Annotated in this window: 20 protein-coding genes; 12 read left to right on the plus strand and 8 right to left on the minus strand. The window is 66.1% G+C overall.

The features are described 5' to 3' along the window. The 9 genes from hisN (at position 1) to AOA14_RS07745 (ending at position 8,158) form a co-directional block, all read left to right on the plus strand. Positions 1–783, plus strand: coding sequence for a histidinol-phosphatase (gene hisN, locus AOA14_RS07705; protein ID WP_062901369.1), 783 nt, complete (start codon positions 1–3; stop codon positions 781–783). A gap of 25 nt (positions 784–808) precedes the next feature. Further along, positions 809–1,159 (plus strand): GFA family protein, encoded by a 351-nt coding sequence (locus AOA14_RS07710; RefSeq protein ID WP_062901370.1) that lies wholly within the window; start codon positions 809–811, stop codon positions 1,157–1,159. Between the two features lie 146 nt (positions 1,160–1,305). After that, positions 1,306–1,509: a 50S ribosomal protein L35 gene (rpmI, locus tag AOA14_RS07715; RefSeq protein ID WP_003042306.1), complete on the plus strand. Its 204-nt coding sequence runs from the start codon at positions 1,306–1,308 to the stop codon at positions 1,507–1,509. 14 nt (positions 1,510–1,523) lie between these two features. Then, positions 1,524–1,889 (plus strand): 50S ribosomal protein L20, encoded by a 366-nt coding sequence (rplT, locus tag AOA14_RS07720; protein WP_062901371.1) that lies wholly within the window; start codon positions 1,524–1,526, stop codon positions 1,887–1,889. Between the two features lie 326 nt (positions 1,890–2,215). Further along, the gene (locus AOA14_RS07725; RefSeq protein WP_082819858.1) at positions 2,216–3,118 is read left to right on the plus strand and encodes a helix-turn-helix domain-containing protein; all 903 of its coding nucleotides are present in this window, start codon (positions 2,216–2,218) and stop codon (positions 3,116–3,118) included. A gap of 159 nt (positions 3,119–3,277) precedes the next feature. Next, positions 3,278–4,372 carry a phenylalanine--tRNA ligase subunit alpha gene (gene pheS / locus AOA14_RS07730; protein ID WP_062901372.1) on the plus strand — a complete coding sequence of 365 codons (1,095 nt, stop codon included), beginning with the start codon at positions 3,278–3,280 and terminating at the stop codon, positions 4,370–4,372. Further along, positions 4,369–6,750, plus strand: coding sequence for a phenylalanine--tRNA ligase subunit beta (gene pheT, locus AOA14_RS07735; protein ID WP_062901373.1), 2,382 nt, complete (start codon positions 4,369–4,371; stop codon positions 6,748–6,750). The genes pheS and pheT overlap by 4 nt, the downstream gene beginning before the upstream one ends. 29 nt (positions 6,751–6,779) lie before the next feature. Continuing rightward, positions 6,780–7,742, plus strand: coding sequence for an alpha/beta hydrolase (locus tag AOA14_RS07740; RefSeq protein ID WP_062901374.1), 963 nt, complete (start codon positions 6,780–6,782; stop codon positions 7,740–7,742). After that, entirely contained in the window at positions 7,739–8,158 is a 420-nt protein-coding gene (locus AOA14_RS07745) for a GFA family protein (RefSeq protein WP_062901375.1), read from the plus strand. Before AOA14_RS07740 ends, AOA14_RS07745 begins: the two co-directional genes overlap by 4 nt. 2 nt (positions 8,159–8,160) lie before the next feature. Here the strand turns inward: AOA14_RS07745 and AOA14_RS07750 are convergent, their stop codons facing one another. Next, positions 8,161–10,917 (minus strand): [protein-PII] uridylyltransferase, encoded by a 2,757-nt coding sequence (locus AOA14_RS07750; RefSeq protein ID WP_062901376.1) that lies wholly within the window; start codon positions 10,915–10,917, stop codon positions 8,161–8,163. Beyond that, on the minus strand, positions 10,914–13,574 hold the full coding sequence (gene mutS, locus AOA14_RS07755; RefSeq protein WP_062901377.1) for a DNA mismatch repair protein MutS: 2,661 nt from the start codon (positions 13,572–13,574) through the stop codon (positions 10,914–10,916). Before mutS ends, AOA14_RS07750 begins: the two co-directional genes overlap by 4 nt. A gap of 132 nt (positions 13,575–13,706) precedes the next feature. On the opposite strand from mutS, the gene AOA14_RS07760 reads away from it, so the two are divergent. After that, positions 13,707–15,971, plus strand: a complete 2,265-nt coding sequence (locus AOA14_RS07760) for an NADP-dependent malic enzyme (protein WP_062901378.1) — start codon at positions 13,707–13,709, stop codon at positions 15,969–15,971. 70 nt (positions 15,972–16,041) lie between these two features. Here the strand turns inward: AOA14_RS07760 and AOA14_RS07765 are convergent, their stop codons facing one another. Continuing rightward, the gene (locus AOA14_RS07765; RefSeq protein ID WP_062901379.1) at positions 16,042–16,530 is read right to left on the minus strand and encodes an outer membrane protein assembly factor BamE; all 489 of its coding nucleotides are present in this window, start codon (positions 16,528–16,530) and stop codon (positions 16,042–16,044) included. Positions 16,531–16,701: 171 nt separating this feature from the next. On the opposite strand from AOA14_RS07765, the gene AOA14_RS07770 reads away from it, so the two are divergent. Beyond that, positions 16,702–17,232: a ubiquinol-cytochrome C chaperone family protein gene (locus AOA14_RS07770; RefSeq protein WP_062901380.1), complete on the plus strand. Its 531-nt coding sequence runs from the start codon at positions 16,702–16,704 to the stop codon at positions 17,230–17,232. After that, positions 17,229–17,756: a YceD family protein gene (locus AOA14_RS07775; RefSeq protein ID WP_062901381.1), complete on the plus strand. Its 528-nt coding sequence runs from the start codon at positions 17,229–17,231 to the stop codon at positions 17,754–17,756. Before AOA14_RS07770 ends, AOA14_RS07775 begins: the two co-directional genes overlap by 4 nt. Positions 17,757–17,771: 15 nt before the next feature. Here AOA14_RS07775 and AOA14_RS07780 read toward each other — a convergent pair whose 3' ends face one another. The 5 genes from AOA14_RS07780 to AOA14_RS07800 all read right to left on the minus strand — a co-directional run bounded on the left by AOA14_RS07780 (position 17,772) and on the right by AOA14_RS07800 (position 21,594). Further along, on the minus strand, positions 17,772–18,494 hold the full coding sequence (locus AOA14_RS07780; protein WP_062901382.1) for an SRPBCC family protein: 723 nt from the start codon (positions 18,492–18,494) through the stop codon (positions 17,772–17,774). Positions 18,495–18,542: 48 nt separating this feature from the next. Further along, positions 18,543–19,205, minus strand: a complete 663-nt coding sequence (locus AOA14_RS07785; protein WP_202988431.1) for an adenylate kinase — start codon at positions 19,203–19,205, stop codon at positions 18,543–18,545. Positions 19,206–19,252: 47 nt separating this feature from the next. Then, positions 19,253–20,626, minus strand: a complete 1,374-nt coding sequence (gene secY, locus AOA14_RS07790; RefSeq protein WP_062901383.1) for a preprotein translocase subunit SecY — start codon at positions 20,624–20,626, stop codon at positions 19,253–19,255. Positions 20,627–20,863: 237 nt separating this feature from the next. After that, positions 20,864–21,346 (minus strand): 50S ribosomal protein L15, encoded by a 483-nt coding sequence (gene rplO / locus AOA14_RS07795; RefSeq protein WP_062767596.1) that lies wholly within the window; start codon positions 21,344–21,346, stop codon positions 20,864–20,866. Between the two features lie 41 nt (positions 21,347–21,387). Continuing rightward, positions 21,388–21,594 carry a DUF1737 domain-containing protein gene (locus AOA14_RS07800; protein ID WP_062901384.1) on the minus strand — a complete coding sequence of 69 codons (207 nt, stop codon included), beginning with the start codon at positions 21,592–21,594 and terminating at the stop codon, positions 21,388–21,390.

The raw sequence follows: 21,594 nt of genomic DNA on the forward strand, positions 1-21,594 counted from the left end.
GTGTCGCTCGAAACCGACATTGCCCTTGCTCATCGCCTCGCCGATGCGGCGGGCGCCGCGATTCGTCCGCTTTTCCGTTCGGACTGGTCGCACGAAGCCAAGGCCGACGCGTCGCCCGTTACCGAGGCCGATCGCGCCGCCGAAGCAGCAATGCGCAAACTGCTGGACGCCGAAGCTCCGCGCGACGGGATCATCGGCGAGGAATATGGCGCCGAACGGGCGGACTCCGCGCGCCAGTGGGTGCTCGACCCGATCGACGGGACGGTCAGCTTCATGGCCGGCCGGCCGATCTTCGGCACGCTGATTGCCCTGTTGCAGGACGGCTGGCCTGTACTCGGTATCATCGACCAGCCAATTGCGGGCGAACGCTGGACCGGCGCGATGGGCGAGCCTTCGCTGTTCAACGGCCGCCCGGCCACGACGCGAACCTGCCGCAACCTTGCAGAGGCGGTGCTCGCAACGACGGGGCCGCAATATTTCAGCGACCATGACGGCGAACATTTCATGGCGCTCGCGGCGCAGACCGCGCACAAGCGGATGGTGTTCGGCGGCGACTGCTACAATTACGGCCTTCTCGCCAGCGGGCATATCGATCTGGTGGTCGAGGCGGGGCTGAAACTTCACGATTATGCAGCGCTCGTTCCCATCGTCGAAGGCGCCGGCGGGACGATGTGCGACTGGAACGGTGACCCGCTCCACGCCGACAGCAGCGGGCATGTGATTGCCTTGGGGGATCCCGCGCGGCTCGAAGATGTTATCGAGGGACTGGCCTGCCACCATTAGAGCCGGGCTTGCGAAGGAGAGCGACATGGCATTCGATGGAAGCTGCCATTGCGGCGCGGTGACCTACACGATTGATGGCGACATTCCGACCACGGCGATGAGCTGCAACTGTTCGCACTGCCGCCGCAAGGGCTTTCTGCTCGCTTTCGTACCGATAGACCAGTTCCGCCTGACGAGCGGCGGAGACAGGCTGACGTCCTATAAATTCAACAAGCACAATATCGATCATCAATTCTGCGTGTCATGCGGCTGCCAAGGGTTTTCGGTCGGAACGGGCCCGGACGGGTCGAAGATGGCAGCGGTCAACCTGCGCTGCGTTCCGGATGTCGATCTCGATTCGCTGACAATCCAGAAAGTCGACGGCGCGAGCTTCTAGCGCTCGCAATGACGGATTTGCGTGCCGCGCTTGCATTTCCGCGCGAATCCGTCTAGGCGCGCGCCTTCGCACGATAGTGAGCTGACCTGCCTGGCTGAAAGGGCTGCCAGGGCCGGTCGATATCGTCGCTAACCAAGGAGACGAAAATGCCCAAGCTGAAGACCAAGAGCGGTGTGAAGAAGCGCTTCAAATTCACCGCCTCGGGCAAGGTGAAGCACGGCGTTGCCGGCAAGCGCCACCGCCTGATTTCGCACAATAGCAAATATATCCGCACCAATCGCGGCACCAGCGTGCTCAGCGATGCCGATGCGGGCCATGTGCGCCTCTGGGCGCCCTACGGCCTGAAGTAAGGAGCGCCTGAACCATGTCCCGTATCAAACGCGGCACCACCACGCGCGCCAAGCACAACCGCATTCTGGCGCAGGCGAAGGGCTATTACGGCCGTCGCAAGAACACCATCCGCGTCGCCAAGCAGGCGGTCGAGAAGGCCGGCCAGTACGCCTATCGCGACCGCAAGGTGAAGAAGCGGAACTTCCGCGCCCTGTGGATCCAGCGCATCAACGCTGCGGTTCGCGCCGAAGGCCTGACCTATTCGCAGTTCATGCACGGCGTTAAGCTGGCCGGTATCGAACTCGACCGCAAGGTCATGGCCGATCTCGCGATGAACGAAGGCGGTGTCTTCACCGCCATCATCGCGCAGGCGAAGGCGGCGCTGCCCAAGGCCGCCTGAGGCCGCCGGCACCGACGAGACAAAGGGGCGGTCCCGCAAGGGGCCGCCCTTTTTCGTGCGCGGCTAACGGCGGGGTGGACAGGATTTCCAAAGAGAGACGGCGCGGAGCCCGCAAGCTCCGCGCCGTCTCGACGATGACCCGAATGGATGCATCGCCCCCCTCCCTCCGTACCGAATAGCCGTGGGTCGCAGATAAGCTGACGGCCGGTGGAAGTATCCCTGTGCAGCGAGATATGGCGCCGCATCACCGGGAAAAATTGTAAAAATCCGACAGGCGGACCGCCTAGCCTGTTGTTTTTTTTCGCCTCGCTTTGCAGGGTGGCGCCATGCCGGGGACCAGGGCGAACCAGAAGCTGCCGCAAGATGTGCGCGTCGCCACGCGCTTTTTTCCCGTGTCAGAAGCCCTGCGCCCCTATTGCAGCATTATCTACCACATCGAGGTCGAAGCCCCGGCAAGCGTACGCATCGACGATTATCTGCACCCCGAATGGGCCAATCTGCGCTTTATCGCCGGAAGTGTACTGCTCGCGTCGGTCGGCAGCGATGCGCCGAGCGCCACCGCGCCCTTCATAGCGACCGGTCCGACAAGCCGCGCGACCTTCTTTTCGTGCGGCGCGATGCGGGCCTGGGGGATTGGCATTTTGCCTACAGGTTGGGCGAAATTCTTCGACATTCCGGCCGATTCGATGGCCGATCGCTTTTGCGACGGCGCGACGCACCCCGCCTTCGCGGCGCTCGCCCCCCTGCTCGACGAACTTGCCGCTATTGAGGATCTTGAAGTTGGCGCGGCGCTGATCGACGCGCGCTTTGCCGCCATGCTTGCGAGCGCGCCGCGCGACGATCCCGCGATCGCCGCCGCCTATGCCGCGCTTATGGATGACGATCTTGGCAGTGTGGCCGATCTGGCGAACAAGCTGGGAATGTCCGAACGCTCGGTCGAGCGGCTCAGCCAGCGCGCCTTCGGCTTTTCGCCGAAGCTGCTGCTGCGCCGCCAGCGCTTCCTGCGCAGCCTTGCCCGCTTCATGCTCGACCCCTCGATGGCGTGGATCGATACCCTCGATTATCACTATTACGATCAGGCGCAGTTCACTCGCGACTTCAAGGCTTTCATGGGCATCGGCCCGCGCGACTATGCGGCGCGGCCCAAACCCATCCTCGGCGCCGCCGCGATGGCGCGCGCCGCCGCCGCAGGTGCGGCGGTTCAGGGACTGCACAAGCCCGCAGGCTGAACCGCCTGCCCCCGCGCTTCGGGGTTGACCCGCGCGCGTCCTTCGGTGCAAGCGGCGACGGGGCAATGGCAGGCTTTGCGCCGCCGCAGGCCGGACAGAAACAGGCTAAAGACGGTCGCGCGCGAACCGGTGCGCGGCCGCCGCAGGACGAAAAAGACGATGAGCGATTATCAGGCCATGCAGGCCAAGCTGGTGGCCGAGATCGACGCCGCCGCCGACCTTGACGCGGTTGAGGCGCTGCGCGTCGCGGCGCTTGGCAAGGCGGGCAGCGTGTCGGCCCTGCTCAAGACGCTGGGCGGCATGACCCCCGACGAACGCCAGACGCAGGGGCCGCAGATCCACGCGCTGCGCGAAGCCGTCACCAACGCGCTCGCCGCGCGCAAGGTCGCGCTCGAAGGCGCGGCGCTCGAGGCGAAGCTCGCTGCCGAGCGTCTCGACATGACGCTGCCTGCCGACGCCGCCCCCAAAGGCAGCGTCCATCCGGTTAGCCAGGTCATGGACGAAATCGCCGAAATATTCGCCGACATGGGCTTTGCGGTCGCGACGGGGCCCGAGATCGAGGACGACTGGCGCAATTTCACCGCACTCAACATCCCCGAAACGCACCCCGCGCGCGCGATGCATGACACCTTCTATTTCCCCGACAAGGATGCCGAAGGCCGCGCGATGCTGCTGCGCACCCACACCTCGCCGGTGCAGGTCCGCACGATGATGAGTCAGGAGCCGCCGATCCGCATCATCGCGCCCGGCCGCGTCTATCGCAGCGACAGCGACGCCACGCACACGCCGATGTTCCATCAGGTCGAAGGGCTGGTGATCGATCGCAATATCCATATGGGCCATCTCAAATGGACGCTCGAAACCTTCCTGAAGGCCTTTTTCGAACGCGACGACATCGTCCTGCGGCTGCGCCCCTCCTATTTTCCCTTCACCGAACCCTCGGCCGAGGTCGATGTCGGTTACCGCCAGGAAAAGGGGCGGCGGATCGTCGGCGGGCACGGCGATGACGACGGCCATGCGTGGATGGAATTGCTCGGCAGCGGCATGGTCAACCGCCGTGTCCTTGCCAATTGCGGCCTCGATCCCGACGCGTGGCAGGGTTTCGCCTTCGGCATCGGTATCGACCGGCTCGCAATGCTCAAATATGGCATGGACGATCTGCGCGCCTTCTTCGACGGCGACCTGCGCTGGCTATCGCACTACGGGTTCGGCGCGCTGAATGTACCGACTCTGAGCGGGGGGATTTCGGCATGAAGATCACCCTCGAATGGCTGAAGGCGCATCTCGAAACCGATGCGACCGTCGACGATGTCGTCGCGGCGCTCAACCGCATCGGGCTCGAAGTCGAGGGCGTCGAGAATCCCGCCGAGAAGCTCACGGGCTTTCGCGTCGCCAAGGTGCTGACCGCCGAACGGCACCCCCAGGCCGACAGGCTGCAGGTGCTGACGGTCGATCCCGGCGACGGCGCCCCGCTCCAGGTCGTGTGCGGTGCACCCAACGCCCGCGCGGGACTGGTCGGTGTGCTCGGGCTGCCGGGCGCGGTGGTGCCGGCAAACGGCATGGAGCTCAAGATCTCGGCGATCCGCGGCGTCACGTCGAACGGCATGATGTGTTCGACGCGCGAACTCGAACTCGGCGACGATCATGACGGCATTATCGAATTGCCCGCAGACGCGCCGGTCGGCACCGCCTTCGCCGATTATTCGGGCGCAGCCGATCCGGTGATCGACATTTCGGTCACCCCCAACCGGCAGGATTGCATGGGCGTGCGCGGCATCGCGCGCGACCTCGCCGCCGCCGGGCTCGGCACGCTGAAGCCGCTCGACGTCCCCGTCATCGCGGGCGAAGACGCCCCGGCCACCGCGATCCGTACCGACGACACCGAAGGCTGCCCGGCCTTTTTCGGTCGCACGATCAGCGGCGTCGCCAATGGCACCGCTCCTGAATGGATGCGGCGGCGGCTCGAAGCGGTGGGGCAGCGTTCGATTTCGGCGCTGGTCGACATCACCAACTATGTGATGCTCGACCTCGGCCGGCCGAGCCATGTTTACGATCGCGCGACGCTGAACGGCGCGCTCGTTGCGCGCCGCGCGCGCGATGGCGAAACGGTGACTGCGCTCAACGGCAAGGACTATGTGCTGACCGACAGCATGACCGTGATCGGCGACGACAGCGGCGTCCACGACATCGCCGGTATCATGGGCGGCGAGCATAGCGGGTGCAGCGAAACGACGACCGACGTGTTGCTCGAGGTCGCTTATTTCACGCCCGAGCGGATCGCGCTGACCGGGCAGGCGCTCGGCCTCACCAGCGATGCGCGCAGCCGGTTCGAACGCGGCGTCGATCCCGCATTCCTCGACGATGCGACCGCGATCATCACCGGATATATCCTCGATATCTGTGGTGGCACGGCCTCGAGGGTAACGCGCGCGGGCGAGCCGCCGATCGAGGCGAAGACGATCGCCTATGACCCCACGCTGTCGGCGACGCTCGGCGGGATCGCGATCGACCCGGCGCGGCAGCGCGCGATCCTTGAGGCTCTGGGCTTCGGCGTCACCGAAGGCACGCCTTGGCAGATTGCGGTGCCGAGCTGGCGCCGCGACATGGACGCCGCGCCCGACGTGGTCGAGGAAGTGACGCGGATCGCGGGTTTCGACGCCATCGCATCGGTCGCCCTGCCCCGCGCCGACGGCGTCGCCCGGCCGACCGCAACCCCCGAGCAGCTGATCGAACGGCGCCTGCGCCGGGGCGCAGCGGCGGCGGGATTCCACGAGGCGGTGACCTGGTCCTTCGTCTCCGAACGCGAAGCGGCGCCCTTCGGCGGCGGCACCTGGACGCTCGCCAATCCGATCAGCGAGGATCTGAAGGTCATGCGGCCGTCGTTGCTGCCCGGGCTGCTTGCCGCCACGGCGCGCAATCAGAACCGCGGCGCCGACAGCATCCGTCTGTTCGAGATCGGGCGGCGCTATCTGGCCGATGCCGAGCATCCGACGCTCGCGCTGCTGATGGCCGGCGACAAGCATCCGCGCGGCTGGCAGGCGGGCAAGGCCGCGCCGTTCGACGCTTTCGACGCCAAGGCGGCGGCGCTCGCCCTGCTCGATGCGGCGGGTGCCCCTGCCGACCGTCTGCAGGTGATGGAGCCGGTCGCCGATGGTGCGATCTGGCATCCTGGGCAGTCGGCAACCCTACGACTGGGGCCGAAGGCGGTGCTCGCCGAATTCGGTGCGCTGCACCCCGCCCTCGCGAAGCATTTCGATGTCGACGGGCCGGTGATGGCGGTGCAGATTTTTCTTGATGCGATTCCGGCGAAGCGTGCGAGCGGCCCGGCGCGTGCGGCCTTCACGCCGCCCGCGCTGCAATCGGTGCGCCGCGATTTCGCCTTCCTCGCGCCCGAAACGCTGGCCGCGGGCGATCTCGTCCGCGCGGTCAAGGGCGCCGACAAGGCGAGCATCATCGATGCGCGGCTGTTCGACCGTTTCGCCGGCCAGGGCGTCCCCGACGGACAGGTCAGCCTGGCGGTCGAGGTCGCGTTGCAACCGCAGGACAAGAGCTTCACCGATGCCGAGCTGAAGACGATCGGCGACAAGGTGGTCGCTGCCGCGGCGAAGCTGGGCGCTGTGCTGCGCGGATAGGCCGGCGACGGCAGAAGGGAAAAAGGGTCATGGATACGCGCCACCTGGTCGATCGCGAGCTTCAGCCTCTGATTGACCTGTTCGGACGCGTCGACCTCGACGCCGCGCCGATCGCAGAGATTCGCGCCAAGGCGGCCGAAACCTATGCGATCCTGCCGCCGCCGGTCATCGCGCCCGAAGAGCTGCTTATCCCGTCGATCCATGGCGGGCCGGACATGCTGGCCTTCCTCTTCCGCCCGGCACAGGGACGCGCCGGCGCGGGTGCGATCCTGCATATCCACGGCGGCGGCATGGTGATGGGATCGGTGCGGCAGATGCAGGCCGGACCGGCGGCGCTTGCCGCGGCCGTGGGCGTGCCGGTGCTCTCAGTCGAATATCGGCTCGCGCCCGAAAATCCCTTCCCGGCGCCGCAGGAGGATTGCCATTCGGCGCTCGTCTGGCTCGCCGCACAGGCCGATGCCCTTGGCTTCGATGCGCAGCGCATCGTCGTTGCAGGCGAAAGCGCGGGCGGCGGCCTCGCCGCGGCTCTGGCGATCATGGCGCGCGACCTCGGCGGGCCAGCGCTTGCCGGGCAATTGCTGACCTATCCGATGCTCGATCACCGGACGGGCGGCGACGCCTGCCCCTATCGCAATCCGGTCACGGGCGAATTCATCTGGACGCGCGCAAGCAATCGTTTCGGATGGAGCGCGCTGCGCGGCGCCTACGCGGCCGACGACGAGCGGCGCGGCTGGTTTTCACCGAGCCTCGCCGACGATCATTCCGGACTGCCGCCTGCCTATATCGCGACCGGCAGCCTCGACCTCTTCTTTGACGAAAATCTCGACTACGCCCAGCGTCTCGCTGCGGCGGGGGTTCCGGTCGAGCTGCACAGCTATGCGGGCGCCATCCACGCCTTCAACGCAATCCCGACCGCCGCCATCAGCCAGCGCTTCACCGCGGGGCTGCTCGCCGCCGCCGCCGCGATGACGGCGCCTCCGGCCGCAGGATGACCGGGCGGGTCGCCACCTGCCACTGCGGCTTGCTGCAGCTTCGATGCAGCGGCGATCCGATCAAGATTTCGATGTGCCATTGCCGCGATTGCCAGCGGCGAACCGGGTCGCTGTTCAGCGTCGCCGCCTTTTTCCCGCGCGAAGCGGTGGCCGTCGCCGCCGGTTCGGCGCAGCGCTTCCGCCGGCCTTCGGCGAGCGGTCATGACGTGACCTTTCATTTCTGCGCCGATTGCGGATCGAACCTGTGGTGGGAACCCGACCGGATGCCGCACCTCTCCGGCGTCGCAGTCGGCGCCTTTGCCGACCCGGATTTTCCGATGCCCGAACAGGCCGTCTGGTGCGACGATCGCCATGCGTGGCTCGACCTGCCGCCAGCGGTTGCTGCGCACGCACGCAATCCGGTGAAACGCGCCTGAGGTCAGGCCGCCACCGCCTCCTCGCTGCGGCTCGCCGCGGCTTCGAGCAGGCGCTTTTCGAGCGACTTCACGCGCGCTGCGCTGTCGATCTTGTCGCCAATGAGATCGGTGACGTAAAAGGTGTCGACGGCACGCTCGCCATAGGTCGCGACATGCGCGCTGTGCACCGTGACCTTCGACTGGAAGAGCGCATAGGCGAGCTGGTTCAATAGCGCCGGGCGGTCCTGCGCATTGACCTCGATCACCGTAAACCGGTTGGAAGCCTTGTTGTCGATGAAGACATTGGGCGCGATACGAAAGGCTTCGGCGCGGGTCCGCGGCAGCGCCCGCGCCTCGAGCTTGGGCAGCAATTTATGCCGGTTGGCGAGCGCGTCTTCGATCGCGCGGGTCAGCCGGACGATCTGTTCGGCCTCGGCAAAGGGGCGGCCGAGCGGATCCTGGACCAGGAAATTGTCGAGCGCCAGCCCGTCGCGCGTCGTGTGGATGCGCGCATCGATGATGTTGCCGCCCGCAAGGTGGATACCGCCCGCGATGCGATAGAACAGCCCCGGATGGTCGGCAGCGAGCACCATCACCAGCGTCGCGCCGCGATCGTCGTCGGGCACTGCCGCGATATGGAGCGGCGCTCCCGACGACTTCTGGATATGGATCAAATTGGCCGCGATCACCTCGACCGGCTCGGCAATCCAGTAGCTTTCGGGCAGGCGCTTGGCGAGCTTCCCGAAATCCTTGTCGCCCATCTGGAGCAGCGCCTGCGCCTCCTCCTTCTTGGTGGCGATCCGTACCTCGCGGCCGCGCTGCTTGTGGCCAAGCCGCAGCACTTCCTCGGCGGCATCGTATAATTCGGTGAGCAATTGCCGCTTCCAGCTGTTCCAGACCCCCGGGCCCACCGCGCGAATATCGACAACCGTGAGGACGAGCAGAAGGCGAAGCCGCTCGGGGCTCTGTACGAGCTGCGCAAAGTCGAGGATCGTCTTGAAGTCGGCAAGGTCGCGCTTGAAGGCGGTCGCCGACATGAGCAGGTGGTGGCGGACAAGCCATGACACGGTCTCGGTTTCAGCCTCGTTCAGCCCGAGCCGCGGACAGACGCGCAGCGCCAGTTCGGCGCCCAGCACGCTATGGTCGCCGCCGCGTCCCTTCGCGATATCGTGGAGCAGTACCGCGACATAGATAACGCGCCGCGAGTGGATCTGGTCCATGATCGCGGTCGACAGCGGATGATCGTCCTTCAACCGATTCTGTTCGATGTCGGACAACAGGCCGATCGCGCGGATCGTATGCTCGTCGACCGTATAATGGTGATACATGTCGAACTGCATCTGCGCGACGACGCGGCCGAAGTCGGGAACGAAGCGGCCGAAGACCCCGGCCTCGTTCATCCAGCGCAGCACCGTTTCGGGGTCGCGCGGGCTGGTCAACACGTCGAGGAACAGCGCATTGGCGCGCGCGATCCGCCGCACCTTGCCGTCGATCATTTTCGCATCGTGGCGGGCCTGGCGCATCGCCTGCGGGTGGATCTCGAGCCCATATTTGTCGGCGAGCTGAAATATCTCGAGCAGGCGGACCGGATCTTCGCGGAAATAGTCGTCCGACGGCAGCGCAAGCCGGCCGCGATCGAGGACGAAGCCGTTGAGCCGGCCCGGCCGCCGCCGCAGCGTCGGCAGAAAGCGCCGCCCGCGCGCCGCGAGTTGCTCGTCGAGATGCGCGAGAAAGGTGCCCGTCAAATCGCCAACGCTCTTCGCGTGGAGAAAATAGAGCTGCATGAAGCGTTCGACCGGGCTTTTGCCCGGCCGGTCGGCAAACTGCATCCGCGCGGCGATCTCGCGCTGGAAATCGAAGGTCAGCCGGTCCTCGGCGCGTCCGGCGAGGATATGAAGGTGGCAGCGTACCGCGAGCAGGAAATTTTCGGCGCGCGAGAACTGCCGCAGTTCGCGCGCACTGAGCAGCCCCGCATCGACGAGCTCGGGCACGGTGCGAACGCGGTGGATGAACTTGCCGATCCAGAACAGGGTGTGCAGGTCGCGCAGCCCGCCCTTCCCTTCCTTCACATTGGGCTCGACGACATAGCGCGAATCGCCCATGCGCTTGTGCCGCTCGTCGCGCTCGGCGAGTTTTTCGGCGACGAAGGCGCGGGCATTGCCCGCCATCACCTCGGCATCGAAGCGCGCCGCCGCCTGATCGTAAAGCGCCCGCTCGCCCCAGATGAAGCGCGCCTCGAGCAGCGCGGTGCGGATCGTCAGATCGTCCTTCGCGGTGCGCACCATCTCATCGAGCGAACGCGACGAATGCCCCACCTTCAGGCCCAGGTCCCACAGCGTGTAGAGTTGTGCCTCGATGACCTGCTCGGTCCAGCTCGTCTGCTTGAACGGGGTAAGAAAGCCGATGTCGACGTCGCTGAACGGCGCCATTTCGGCGCGGCCATAGCCGCCGACCGCGATCACCGTAATCCGTTCGCCCGCCGACCGATTGCTTGCGGGATAGAGATAATCGACGGTGAAATCATAGGAAAGGCGAACGATCTGGTCGATCAGAAAGGCCGTCGCCTGCGCCGCGACGCGTCCCGAAGACGGGTGGTCGAGCAGGCGCCGGGCGATCTCTGCGCGGCCCTCTTCCAAGGCCTCCTTCAGCAACGCGACCATCGCGCCGCGGCGCTTGCCGGCATCGGCGGTCTCGGCGGCGATGGCATCGAGCCGGTCGGCGAGCAGGCGCCGGTCGATGATCGCGCGGCGGTGAGGAAGGTCGCTGAAAATGTCGCTCATCCTTCCTCCGCCACGATCTGCTTGAGCCGATAGAGCGCTTCGAGCGCGGCGCGCGGCGCGAGCGCGTCGGGGTCGATCCCGGCGAGCGCCTCGCGCAGCGCGTCCTTTGCCGCTGCGGGCGCTTCGGCGAGAGACGCTGCGAACAGCGGCAGATCGTCGAGCCCTGCCGCCAATCCGCCGGTTGCCTCACGTCCCGCTTCGAGCTTGGCGAGCACCGCCTCGGCGCGCCTCACAACGCCGGCGGGGACTCCGGCAAGCCGCGCGACCGCCAGACCGTAGCTCCGGTCGGCAGGCCCCTCGGCCACCTCATGCAGCAGGACGAGGTCGCCCTGCCATTCGCGCGCGCGAACATGGTGGAGGGAAAGCGCGTTCAGCGTTTCGGCAAGCCGCGTCAGCTCGTGATAATGGGTTGCGAACAGACAGCGGCACCGATTGACCTCGTGCACCGCCTCGACCACCGACCAGGCGAGTGCGAGCCCGTCATAGGTCGAGGTGCCGCGCCCGACCTCGTCGAGGATCACGAAGCTTTGCGGGGTCGCCTGCGCGAGGATCGCGGCGGTCTCGACCATCTCGACCATGAAGGTCGATCGCCCCCGCGCCAGATTGTCGCTCGCCCCCACGCGGCTGAACAGCCGATCGACCAGCCCGAGGGTTGCGGCGCCTGCCGGCACGAAGGCGCCCGCCTGCGCGAGCACGACAATCAAAGCGTTCTGGCGCAGGAAGGTCGATTTACCGCCCATATTGGGGCCGGTGACAAGCCATAGCCGGTCGGCTTCGGACAGCGATACATCATTGGGGACGAAATGCTCGCCGCTCTTCGCCAGCGCCGCCTCGACCACAGGATGTCGCCCGCCCGTCACGTCGAGGCACGGTTCGTCAGCGATGTCCGGCCGGCACCAATCGTGGCTCATGGCATGATCAGCGAGCGCCGCGGCGACGTCGATTCGCGCGAGCACGTCGCAGCTCGCGGCGATCGCTTCGCGGCGCTGGGTCGCGGCTTCGGTCAGCGCTTCGAGATGCGCGGCTTCGGCTGCCGCCGCATGCACTCCCGCCTGGGTCACGCGCGCCGCCGCTTCGTGCAGATCCGACGAGTTGAAGCGAACGACGCCCGCCAGCGTTTGCCGATGGGTGAAACCCGATTCAGGCGCCATCAGCGCATCGGCGTGCCGCGCAGGCACTTCGACATGATATCCGAGCACGCCATTGTGACGGATCTTGAGCGCCGCGATGCCCGTACGTTCGCGATAGCCCGCCTCGAGCGCCGCAATCGCCTTGCGCCCGTCTCGCGCGGTTTCGCGCAGCGAATCGAGCGCGGCGTCATAGCCTTCGGCGATATAGCCGCCCTGCGCGGCATCAACCGGCGGGGTTTCGATCAGCGCGCGCGTCAGTTCATCGACCAGCGCGCCATGACCGTCGAGCCCCGGCAGCAGACGCGCGAGCAGCGGCGGCAGATCGGCGCGCAGCGCAAGCCGTTCGCGCAGGAGGCGTGCACCGCCGAGCGCGTCGCGAAGCTGCGCCAGATCGCGCGGCCCGCCGCGCCCAGCGACGAGGCGGCCGAGCGCGCGTCCTGCATCGGGCAGCGCGCGCAAGGCGGCGCGCAGATCGCCGCGCCACAAGGCATCGCGCGCCAGCGCATCGACGAGATCGAGCCGGTCGAGAATCGCGCCCTTGTCGGTGAGCGGGCTTGCAAGGTCGTCGGCAAGCAGCCGCGCGCCCGCCGCGGTCACGGTACGGTCGATCGTGCCAAGCAGGCTGCCGTCGCGCCCGCCCGCCATGGTACGGACCAGCTCCAGACTCTCGCGCGTCGCCGCGTCGATCGCCATCCGGTCGCCCGCGGCGTGCCGCACGGGCGGCTGCAGAAAGACCGCCCCGCCGGTGCCGACATGGTCGAGATAGGCGGCGATCGCGCCCATGGCGGCGATTTCACCGCGCGAAAAATTGCCGAAGCCGTCGAGCGTCTGCACCCCGAACAACGTCTCGAGCCGTTTCTGCCCTGCGCCACTCGCGAACTCGGCGGCGGGGCGGCGAACGATCTGGCGCGCCGCCGAGGGCGGCTGTTCGTCCGCCGCTTCGCTGATCAGCAGTTCGGACGGGGCCAGCCGCGCCAGTTCGGCATCGACCGCTTCGCGCCGCACCGCGACGACCTCGAACCGCCCGGTCGAGATGTCGGCGGCGGCGATGGCGATCAGCCCTTCGCTGCCGACCTCGGCAAGCGCTGCAAGCCGGTTCGCGCTGCGCCCTTCGAGCAGCGCCTCTTCGGTCAGCGTGCCCGCCGTGACGAAGCGCACGATGTCGCGCGCGACAAGCGCCTTCGATCCGCCACGCGCCTTGGCCTCGGCGGGGGTTTCGACCTGTTCGGCGATCGCGACGCGATGGCCGGCGCGGATCAGGCGGGCGAGATAGGATTCGGCCGAATGGACGGGGACGCCGCACATCGGCACCGGCTCGCCGCCATGTTCGCCGCGCGCGGTCAGCGCGATGTCGAGCGTCGAGGCCGCTGCCTTGGCATCGTCAAAAAACAGTTCGAAGAAATCGCCCATGCGGTAGAAGAGCAGACAATCGCCGGCCTTTTCCTTGAGCGACCAATATTGCGCCATCATCGGCGTCGCGGCGGGAGGGGCCTTGCTGTTGCTGTTGGCGGGAGCGGGAACGGACATCCGCCCCTGCTTAGTGATTGGGGCTCGCATGGCAAGGCGCGCGCGCCAGAAACACGGGGTTCCATTTCGCCAAGCCGACGCTAGGGAATGGGCTCGGACGCGCATCCTGATAATCGAAGTAGGGGATAAAGAATGGACGGCGGCAGCAAGGTGCAATTTTCGGACCGCGAGGCCCTGCTCTATCATAGCTATGGGCGGCCGGGGAAAATCGAGATCGTCGCGTCGAAGCCGATGGCAACGCAGCGCGACCTCAGCCTCGCCTATTCGCCGGGCGTCGCGGTGCCGGTGAATGCAATCGCCGAGGATCCGGCCAAGGCCTATGACTATACCGCCAAGGGCAATCTTGTCGCCGTCATCTCGAACGGCACGGCGATTCTGGGTCTCGGCAATCTCGGCGCGCTTGCCTCGAAGCCGGTGATGGAAGGCAAGGCGGTGCTGTTCAAGCGCTTCGCCGACGTCGATTCGATCGACCTTGAGCTCAAGACCGAAGATCCCCAGGCGTTCATCGACGCGGTCGAACTGCTCGAGCCAAGCTTCGGCGGCATCAACCTCGAGGACATTGCGGCCCCCAACTGCTTCATCATCGAGGCGGCGCTCAAGGAAAAGATGAACATCCCGGTGTTCCATGACGACCAGCATGGCACCGCGATCATCACCGCCGCCGGCCTGATCAACGCCTGTCATCTGACCGGGCGCGATCTGGCCGACATCAAGGTTGTCGTCAACGGCGCCGGCGCCGCGGCCATCGCCTGCACCGCGCTGATCAAGGCGATGGGCGTGCGGCACGAAAATGTCATCATGTGCGATCGCAAGGGCACCATCTTCCAGGGCCGCACCGAAGGAATGGACCAGTGGAAATCGGCCCACGCCGTGCCGACCGAAGCGCGCGACCTGACCGAAGCGCTTCGCGGCGCGGACGTCTTCCTCGGTCTGTCGGCGGCGGGCGCGCTCAAGCCCGAGATGGTGAAGGACATGGCGCCCGCGCCGATCATTTTCGCGATGGCAAACCCCGACCCCGAAATCTCGCCGCCCGATGCCCGTGCGGCGCGCCCTGACGCGATCATCGCAACGGGGCGTTCGGACTATCCCAACCAGGTCAACAATGTGCTGTGCTTCCCCTTCATCTTCCGCGGCGCGCTCGACGTGCGGGCGACCGCGATCAACGAAGAGATGAAGATCGCCGCCGCCTATGCGATTGCCGATCTCGCGCGCCAGCAGGTACCCGAGGAAGTGGCCGCAGCCTATGGCGGCCGCGCGTCGAGCTTCGGCCCCGAATATATCATCCCCTCGCCCTTCGACCCGCGGCTGATGGAGATCGTCCCCGCGGCGGTCGCAAAAGCGGCGATGGAGACGGGCGTCGCGCAGCAGCCGATCGACGATCTGGAGGCGTATCGCACGCAGCTGCGCGCCCGGCTCAATCCGACCACCTCGGTCCTCACCCTCGCCTATGAAGCGGCGCGCGCCAATCCCAAGCGCGTCGTCTTTGCCGAGGGCGAGGAAGAAGTGGTGCTGCGCGCCGCGATCCAGTTCCGCGACGGCGGCTATGGCATTCCCGTCCTCGTCGGGCGCGAAGGCCTGCACAACAAACTGCGCGACATGGGCGTCGCCGACCCCGAAAGCTTCGAGGTTCATAACAGCGTCAATTCGCCGCACGTCCCCCAGATGGTCGAGATGCTCTATGAGCGGCTCCAGCGCCGCGGCTATCTGCGCCGTGACATCGAACGGATGGTCAACCGTGATCGCAACATCTTCGGCTCGCTGCTGCTAAAACTCGGCCTTGGCGATGCGATGATCACCGGCGTGACGCGCACCTATTCGCAGACGATGCGCGAAGTGCGGCGGGTGATCGACCCTGCCGAGGGCAAGACGGCGTTCGGCATTCACGTCCTCGTCGGACAGCATCACACCATCTTCATGGCCGACACGACGGTCAACGAACGCCCCTCGGCCGAAATGCTCGCGGACATCGCCGACCGCACGGCGCAGGTCGCACGCCGCATGGGTCACGAACCGCGCGTTGCCTTCTTGTCCTATTCGACCTTCGGCAACCCGCCGGGATCGTGGCTCGATAATATCCGCGATGCCGTCCACATCCTCGACGGTCGCCAGCCGGCCTTCGAATATGAAGGCGAAATGTCGCCCGACGTCGCGCTGAATCCCCGCGTCATGGCCAATTATCCCTTCTGCCGTCTCTCGGGCCCCGCGAATGTTCTGGTCATGCCGGGGCTGCAGTCGGGCAATCTGTCGGCAAAGCTGCTGCGCGAACTCGGCGGCAGCGCGGTCATCGGACCGATGCTGATCGGGATGGAAAAGCCGGTACAGATTGCAACCATGGCGTCCACCGCCTCGGATCTGGTCACACTGGCGGTTCTGGCGGCGGGCGGCATCGCGGTCTGATCCAACGAAAAGCGGCGCTGATCCATCGATCAGCGCCGCCATTCATCTTCCGCAGATTGCGAACTGGGGCTTATTGGCCCTGTGCGCCGCCCCCGACACCCGGCGCGCCGACCGCGCCGATATTGCCGAAAATATCCTCGAAGAAGCTGCGATGACGGCCCAGCGTCGGCGTGCTGTCGCCGTTCGGGCTGATCTTGCTCACCTGTTCGAGCCCGGTGCGATCGACGCCGACGACATTGCCTGCGGGATCGAAGCTGACGCGCAGCACCTGCTGCGACACCGGCCGCGGGTGGGCGAAGGCGAGCTGGCGCGTTTCGCGAGACAGATAATAATATTCATTGTTTCCGAACTGACCGACGAAGGTCGGACGGCCGAGCGTCTTTTCCACCGACTCGCGGTTGTCGACGCCGGGGGTGATCGCCTGGGTCAGCACCGGATCGACGATATAGCCCTGACGCCCCTTGAGCTGGGCGCATCCCCCCGCCGACAGCGCAAGCGCGATCCCGGCAAGGATGAGGCCCGCGCGGCGGCCGGTAAGCGAGGCAATGGTTTTCGGCATCAATCGGTCTCCGTTGCGCGCGGCTCGCCGGACGGCGGCGCAGGCGCTGGCTTGTGCGCCTCTTAACCGCAAGCGGACGGGACGCACAAGCGGCTTATGCGGCCGCAAAGCTTGCTGCAGGCTGACCGGTGCCTCTTTTCCGCGACGCCGAATGGGCCTAAGCGGTGGGCTATGTTCTCGATCAGCAAATTCTTCCGATCCGCCCCCGATCCCCGCGAAGCACGGCGTCCGCTCTGGGACGCCGTCGTCGCGGCGGCGCGTGCGCCGCACTGGTATCTGGCGGGACAGGTTCCCGACACGCTCGACGGCCGCTTCGACATGGTCAGCCTGGTGCTGGCGCTCGTCCTCCATCGCATCGACGATGATCCCGACCAGGCGCTGGCGGGGGTTGAACTGACCGAATTGTTCGTCGCCGACATGGATGGGCAGATGCGCCAGATCGGCTTTGGCGACATGGTGGTCGGCAAACAGGTCGGTCGCATGGTTGGAGCGCTGGGCGGACGGCTGGGAGCCTATCGCGCGCCCGACGGATCGGCGGCGCTGGAAGAAGCGCTGGTGCGCAATCTGTGGCGCGGCAAGGCGCCGCCCGCCGAAGGACTGGCGCATGTCATGGCAGCGGTCGCGGCCCTGCGCACAGGGCTTGCCGCGATGCCGGTTGCGGACCTGGTCGTCGCCGACCGCTTGCCCGGAGAGCCCGCATGACCAATCCCGAACTTTCGCACCTCGTCACCCTCGCCGACGCGATGCAGGGCCGCAAGGTCGCGCTCGACGCCGACGAAGCGACCCGCGCCGCGATCGCCAAGCGACTCGGCCTGATCGCGCTCGATCGCTTCGTCGTCGAGGCCGAGGTGTTCGCCGTCGCCGGCGGGATCGCCGCAAGAGGCCGCATCACCGCCGACGTCGTGCAGGCGTGCGCCGCCACCGATCTCCCTGTCCCCGCGCACATCGCCGACCCCTTCGACCTGCGCTTCCTGCGCGACATCGGCGCCGACGCGAGCGAGGAAGAAGAGGTCGAGATCAGCGCGGACGATTGCGATGTCCTGCCGCTCGAAGGCGATCGCGTCGATATCGGCGAAGCCGCGGTGCAGACGCTGTCGCTGGCGCTCGAGCCCTTTCCGCGCCATCCCGATGCCGACCGCATCCTCGCCGAAAAGGGCGTGCTGACCGAAGAACAGGCCGGCCCCTTCGGCGCGCTCGCCCAGCTGCGCGACAAGGACGCTTCCTGACGTCGGCAGCGGGCTTCAGTCGCGCTTGGGCTCGTCCTTGACGAGATCAGCGACCGCGGCGTCGAGACCCGAATCAGCGGGTGCCGGCTCCTCCGCCGCGCCGTCCGCATCGGCATTGCTATCCGCCGGTTTGGCCGCTTCGTCCGCGCCTTCGCCGGACTTATCCTCGGCCGGCTTGTCGCCGCGCGCGACCGGGAGCGATCCGCCGAGCGCGTTCGCGAGCCTGACCATCTGTTCGGCCAGCACCTTGTCGACGGCGGGAGCGATGTCGGCGACCTTGAAGCGCATATAGCCGCCGACGACATAGTCGAAGCGGATCGCGCTGCCCGTCGGCGTCTTTTTGATCTGGATCGTCAGCGTCCCCGTGACCGCCTCGCCCTGCAGCGGCCCGAATGCGCCCGACAGGCGCATCATTTCGCCCGGCTTGGCGAAGATGATCCGCGCGTGTTGGACGCTGCCGACGCCCTGTCCTTCGTCGGGAAGCTTTTCGCAGAAGCAGCCACCAGCCTGCGAATCGAGCCAGAAATTGGCGGCATCGCCCGACCAGCTATGCTCTTTCGACCACCATTTGTCGGGCGTGCGGAGCATTTTCCACACGTCTTCGGGCGTCGCGGCGACCTGCGCCGTATGCGCGACGGTGAAACCGATGTCGCTCTGATCGATGACCTTGGACGCTGCCGGCGAGGCGACGCACGTCGCCGCGAACAGGAGCGCGCCGAAAGACGATTTCACATGCATGGATCATTCCCCCTTCGCCATCTTCATAGACGGCGCCAGGGGGGCTGACTAGCTGGCGTCGCTTCGCAGGATCGCTTCGATCGCATCGTTGACGGCGTCGATCGCGGCCATGCCGTCGACCTTGCTGACGATGCCGCGCGCCTCGTAGATCGGAAGGATCGGTTCGGTCTTCGCGCGATATTCGGCCATGCGGGTGCGCACCGTTTCCTCATTGTCGTCGGGACGGCGCTTGAAATCATGGCTGCCGCACACGTCGCAGGTGCCTTCGACCTTCGGCAGCTTGTAGCGATCGTGATAGCCTTCGCCGCAATTTGCGCACGAAAAGCGTCCGGTGATCCGGTCGACGAGCGCGTCTTCGTCAACGACCAGTTCGATGACATGGTCGAGCTTGCGGCCGCGCACCGACAAGATGCCGTCGAGCGCCTCGGCCTGCGCCGCGGTGCGTGGATAGCCGTCAAAGATGACCGAGGTTTCGTTCCCGAGCTCGTCGAGCCGCTCGCCGATCAGGCCCGAGACGATTTCGTCCGAGACCAGTTCGCCCGCGTCCATCACTGCCTTGGCCTGCAGGCCGATCGGCGTTCCCGCCCTGACGGCTGCACGGAGCATATCACCGGTGGAAAGCTGGACCATCCCATGCTCTTCCACCAGACGCGAAGCCTGCGTTCCCTTGCCGGCTCCCGGCGGTCCAAGCAAAATGATGTTCAGCGTCATGACGCCCCCTGTTGCCTACCCTGTCAGGATTTCGCCTAGCGACCGCGTCAGCGGCGCGCAATGCCGCCCTTCAATTTGGCCTTCTTGATCAGATCGCCATATTGGTGCGCGAGCATGTGGCTCTGGATCTGGCTGATCGTATCGATGGTGACATTGACGATGATCAGCAGGCTGGTGCCGCCAAGCTGGAACGGCAGGCCCGATCCGGCGATGAAATATTCCGGAATGAGGCAGATGAGCGCAAGATAGCCGGCGCCGATAACGGTGATGCGGGTCAGCACGAAATCGAGATAGGCGGCGGTATTCTTGCCCGGGCGGATGCCGGGGATGAAACCGTTCTGGCGCTTCAGATTGTCGGCGGTTTCCTCGGGGTTGAAGACGACCGCGACGTAGAAGAAGCAGAAGAAGATGATGCCCGCCGCATAGAGCGCCATATAGAGCGGCGGGCCGTGCGCGAGATACTGGTTGATCGTGATGAGGAAATCGCCCCAGGCGGTGTCGCCCTTCACATTATTGCCCAGCATCTGCGTGACGGTCAGCGGCATCAGCAGCAGCGACGAGGCGAAGATCGGCGGAATCACGCCCGCAGTATTGACCTTCAGCGGCAGGTGGCTGCGCTCGGCCTGCATCACGCCGCGCTGCGTCGCGCGCTTCGGATATTGCACCAGCACGCGGCGCTGTGCGCGTTCCATGAAGCTGATGAAGGCGATGATGATGATCGCGCCGCCGATGACTGCGACGATCGTGCCGCCGCCCATCGATCCTTCACGAACCTGCGTGAACATCTGGGCAAAGCTGCGCGGAAGCTGGGCGAGAATGCCCGCCATGATGATCAGCGAGACGCCGTTGCCGATCCCGCGGCTGGTGATCTGTTCGCCAAGCCACATCAGGAACAGCGTACCGCCGACGATGCTGATGACTGCGCCGACGCGGAACATCATGCCTGGGTCAACGACCGCGGCGATGCCCTGGCTCTGCCCGAGCGTTTCCAGGCCGACGGCAATGAAATAGCCCTGGATCGCGGTGAGCAGCACGGTGCCGTAGCGCGTATATTGGTTGAGCTTCTTGCGGCCGCTTTCGCCCTCTTTCTTGAGCGCGGCGAGGCTCGGGGCCAGCGCCGCGGCGAGCTGCACGACAATCGACGCCGTGATATAGGGCATGACGCCGAGCGCGATGATGCTCATGCGCTCCAGGCTGCCGCCCGAGAAGGTGTTGAAGATGTCGAGGATGCCGCCCGACGCCGCCTGGCTGTAAAGGCGCGACAGCGCCACGGGGTCGACCCCGGGCAGCGGCACGAACGACAGGAAGCGGAAGACGATCAGCGCACCGATCGTGAACCAGATGCGGTTCTTGAGTTCGGTCGCCTTGCCGAACTTCGAAAAATTGATGCTGGAAGCAAGCTGGTCGGCGCGAGAGGCCATGGGTAGTTTCCTCGAGGATATTCCGGACCGCGCCCCCGGCGACCCCGCGCCTATGTGCGTTCGGCGGTTACGAAGCGCAAGGGGAAAGGCCCATTTTTGATGGGGCGTTCATTCGCCCCATCGATCCGCTCGCATCTGGCGGGGCCGGAATGCCTCTCGAACCTGCGCTATCGAACGGGAATAGAGATCGTCACAAAGACGAAGGGCGATCCCTTTCGGAACCGCCCCTTGTCCGAATTACTCGGCCTTCGCTTCGGCCGCCGGCAGGTCAACCTTGCCGCCCGCCTTTTCGACCGCCTCGATCGCGCCCTTCGACGCGCCGGCAACGGCGAAGTTGAGCTTCGCGGTCAGTTCGCCCTTGGCGAGGAGGCGGACGCCGTCCTTGCCGCCGCGGGCCACACCGGCCGCCTTCAGCGCCGCATGGTCGACAGTCGCCTTGGGGTCGAGCTTCTTGGCATCGACCAGCTTCTGCACCTGGCCCAGGTTCACGATCGCGAAATCCTTGCCAAAGATGTTGTTGAAGCCGCGCTTCGGGATGCGCATGTGGAGCGGCATCTGGCCGCCTTCGAAGCCGTTGATCGCGACACCGCTGCGGGCCTTCTGGCCCTTCTGGCCGCGGCCGGCGGTCTTGCCCTTGCCCGAACCGATGCCGCGTCCGACGCGCATACGGCCCTTGCGGGCGCCATTGTTGTCACGAAGATCGTTAAGCTTGATAGTCATTGCACTCGCTTTCGCTTTTGTCGCGCTTTGAACCCGGTGTTTCAGTCGGGTTCGATTTCACTCGACGGTTGGAAGCCGGGATAAGGCCCGGCCTTTTCCATCACGATCGCCTGCGCCACATAGCCGCGGCCATCGACGCAGGTGATCGACGGACTTCCGTGAAGTTGCCACCCCCGGTTGAGCAGCCCTTCGACACGCGCGCAGAAAGCGGCGTCGTCGGGACCGGTCAACAGGCGATAGAGCTTCAC

Source organism: Sphingopyxis terrae subsp. terrae NBRC 15098, assembly GCF_001610975.1.
Classification (GTDB): Bacteria; Pseudomonadota; Alphaproteobacteria; order Sphingomonadales; family Sphingomonadaceae; genus Sphingopyxis; species Sphingopyxis terrae_A.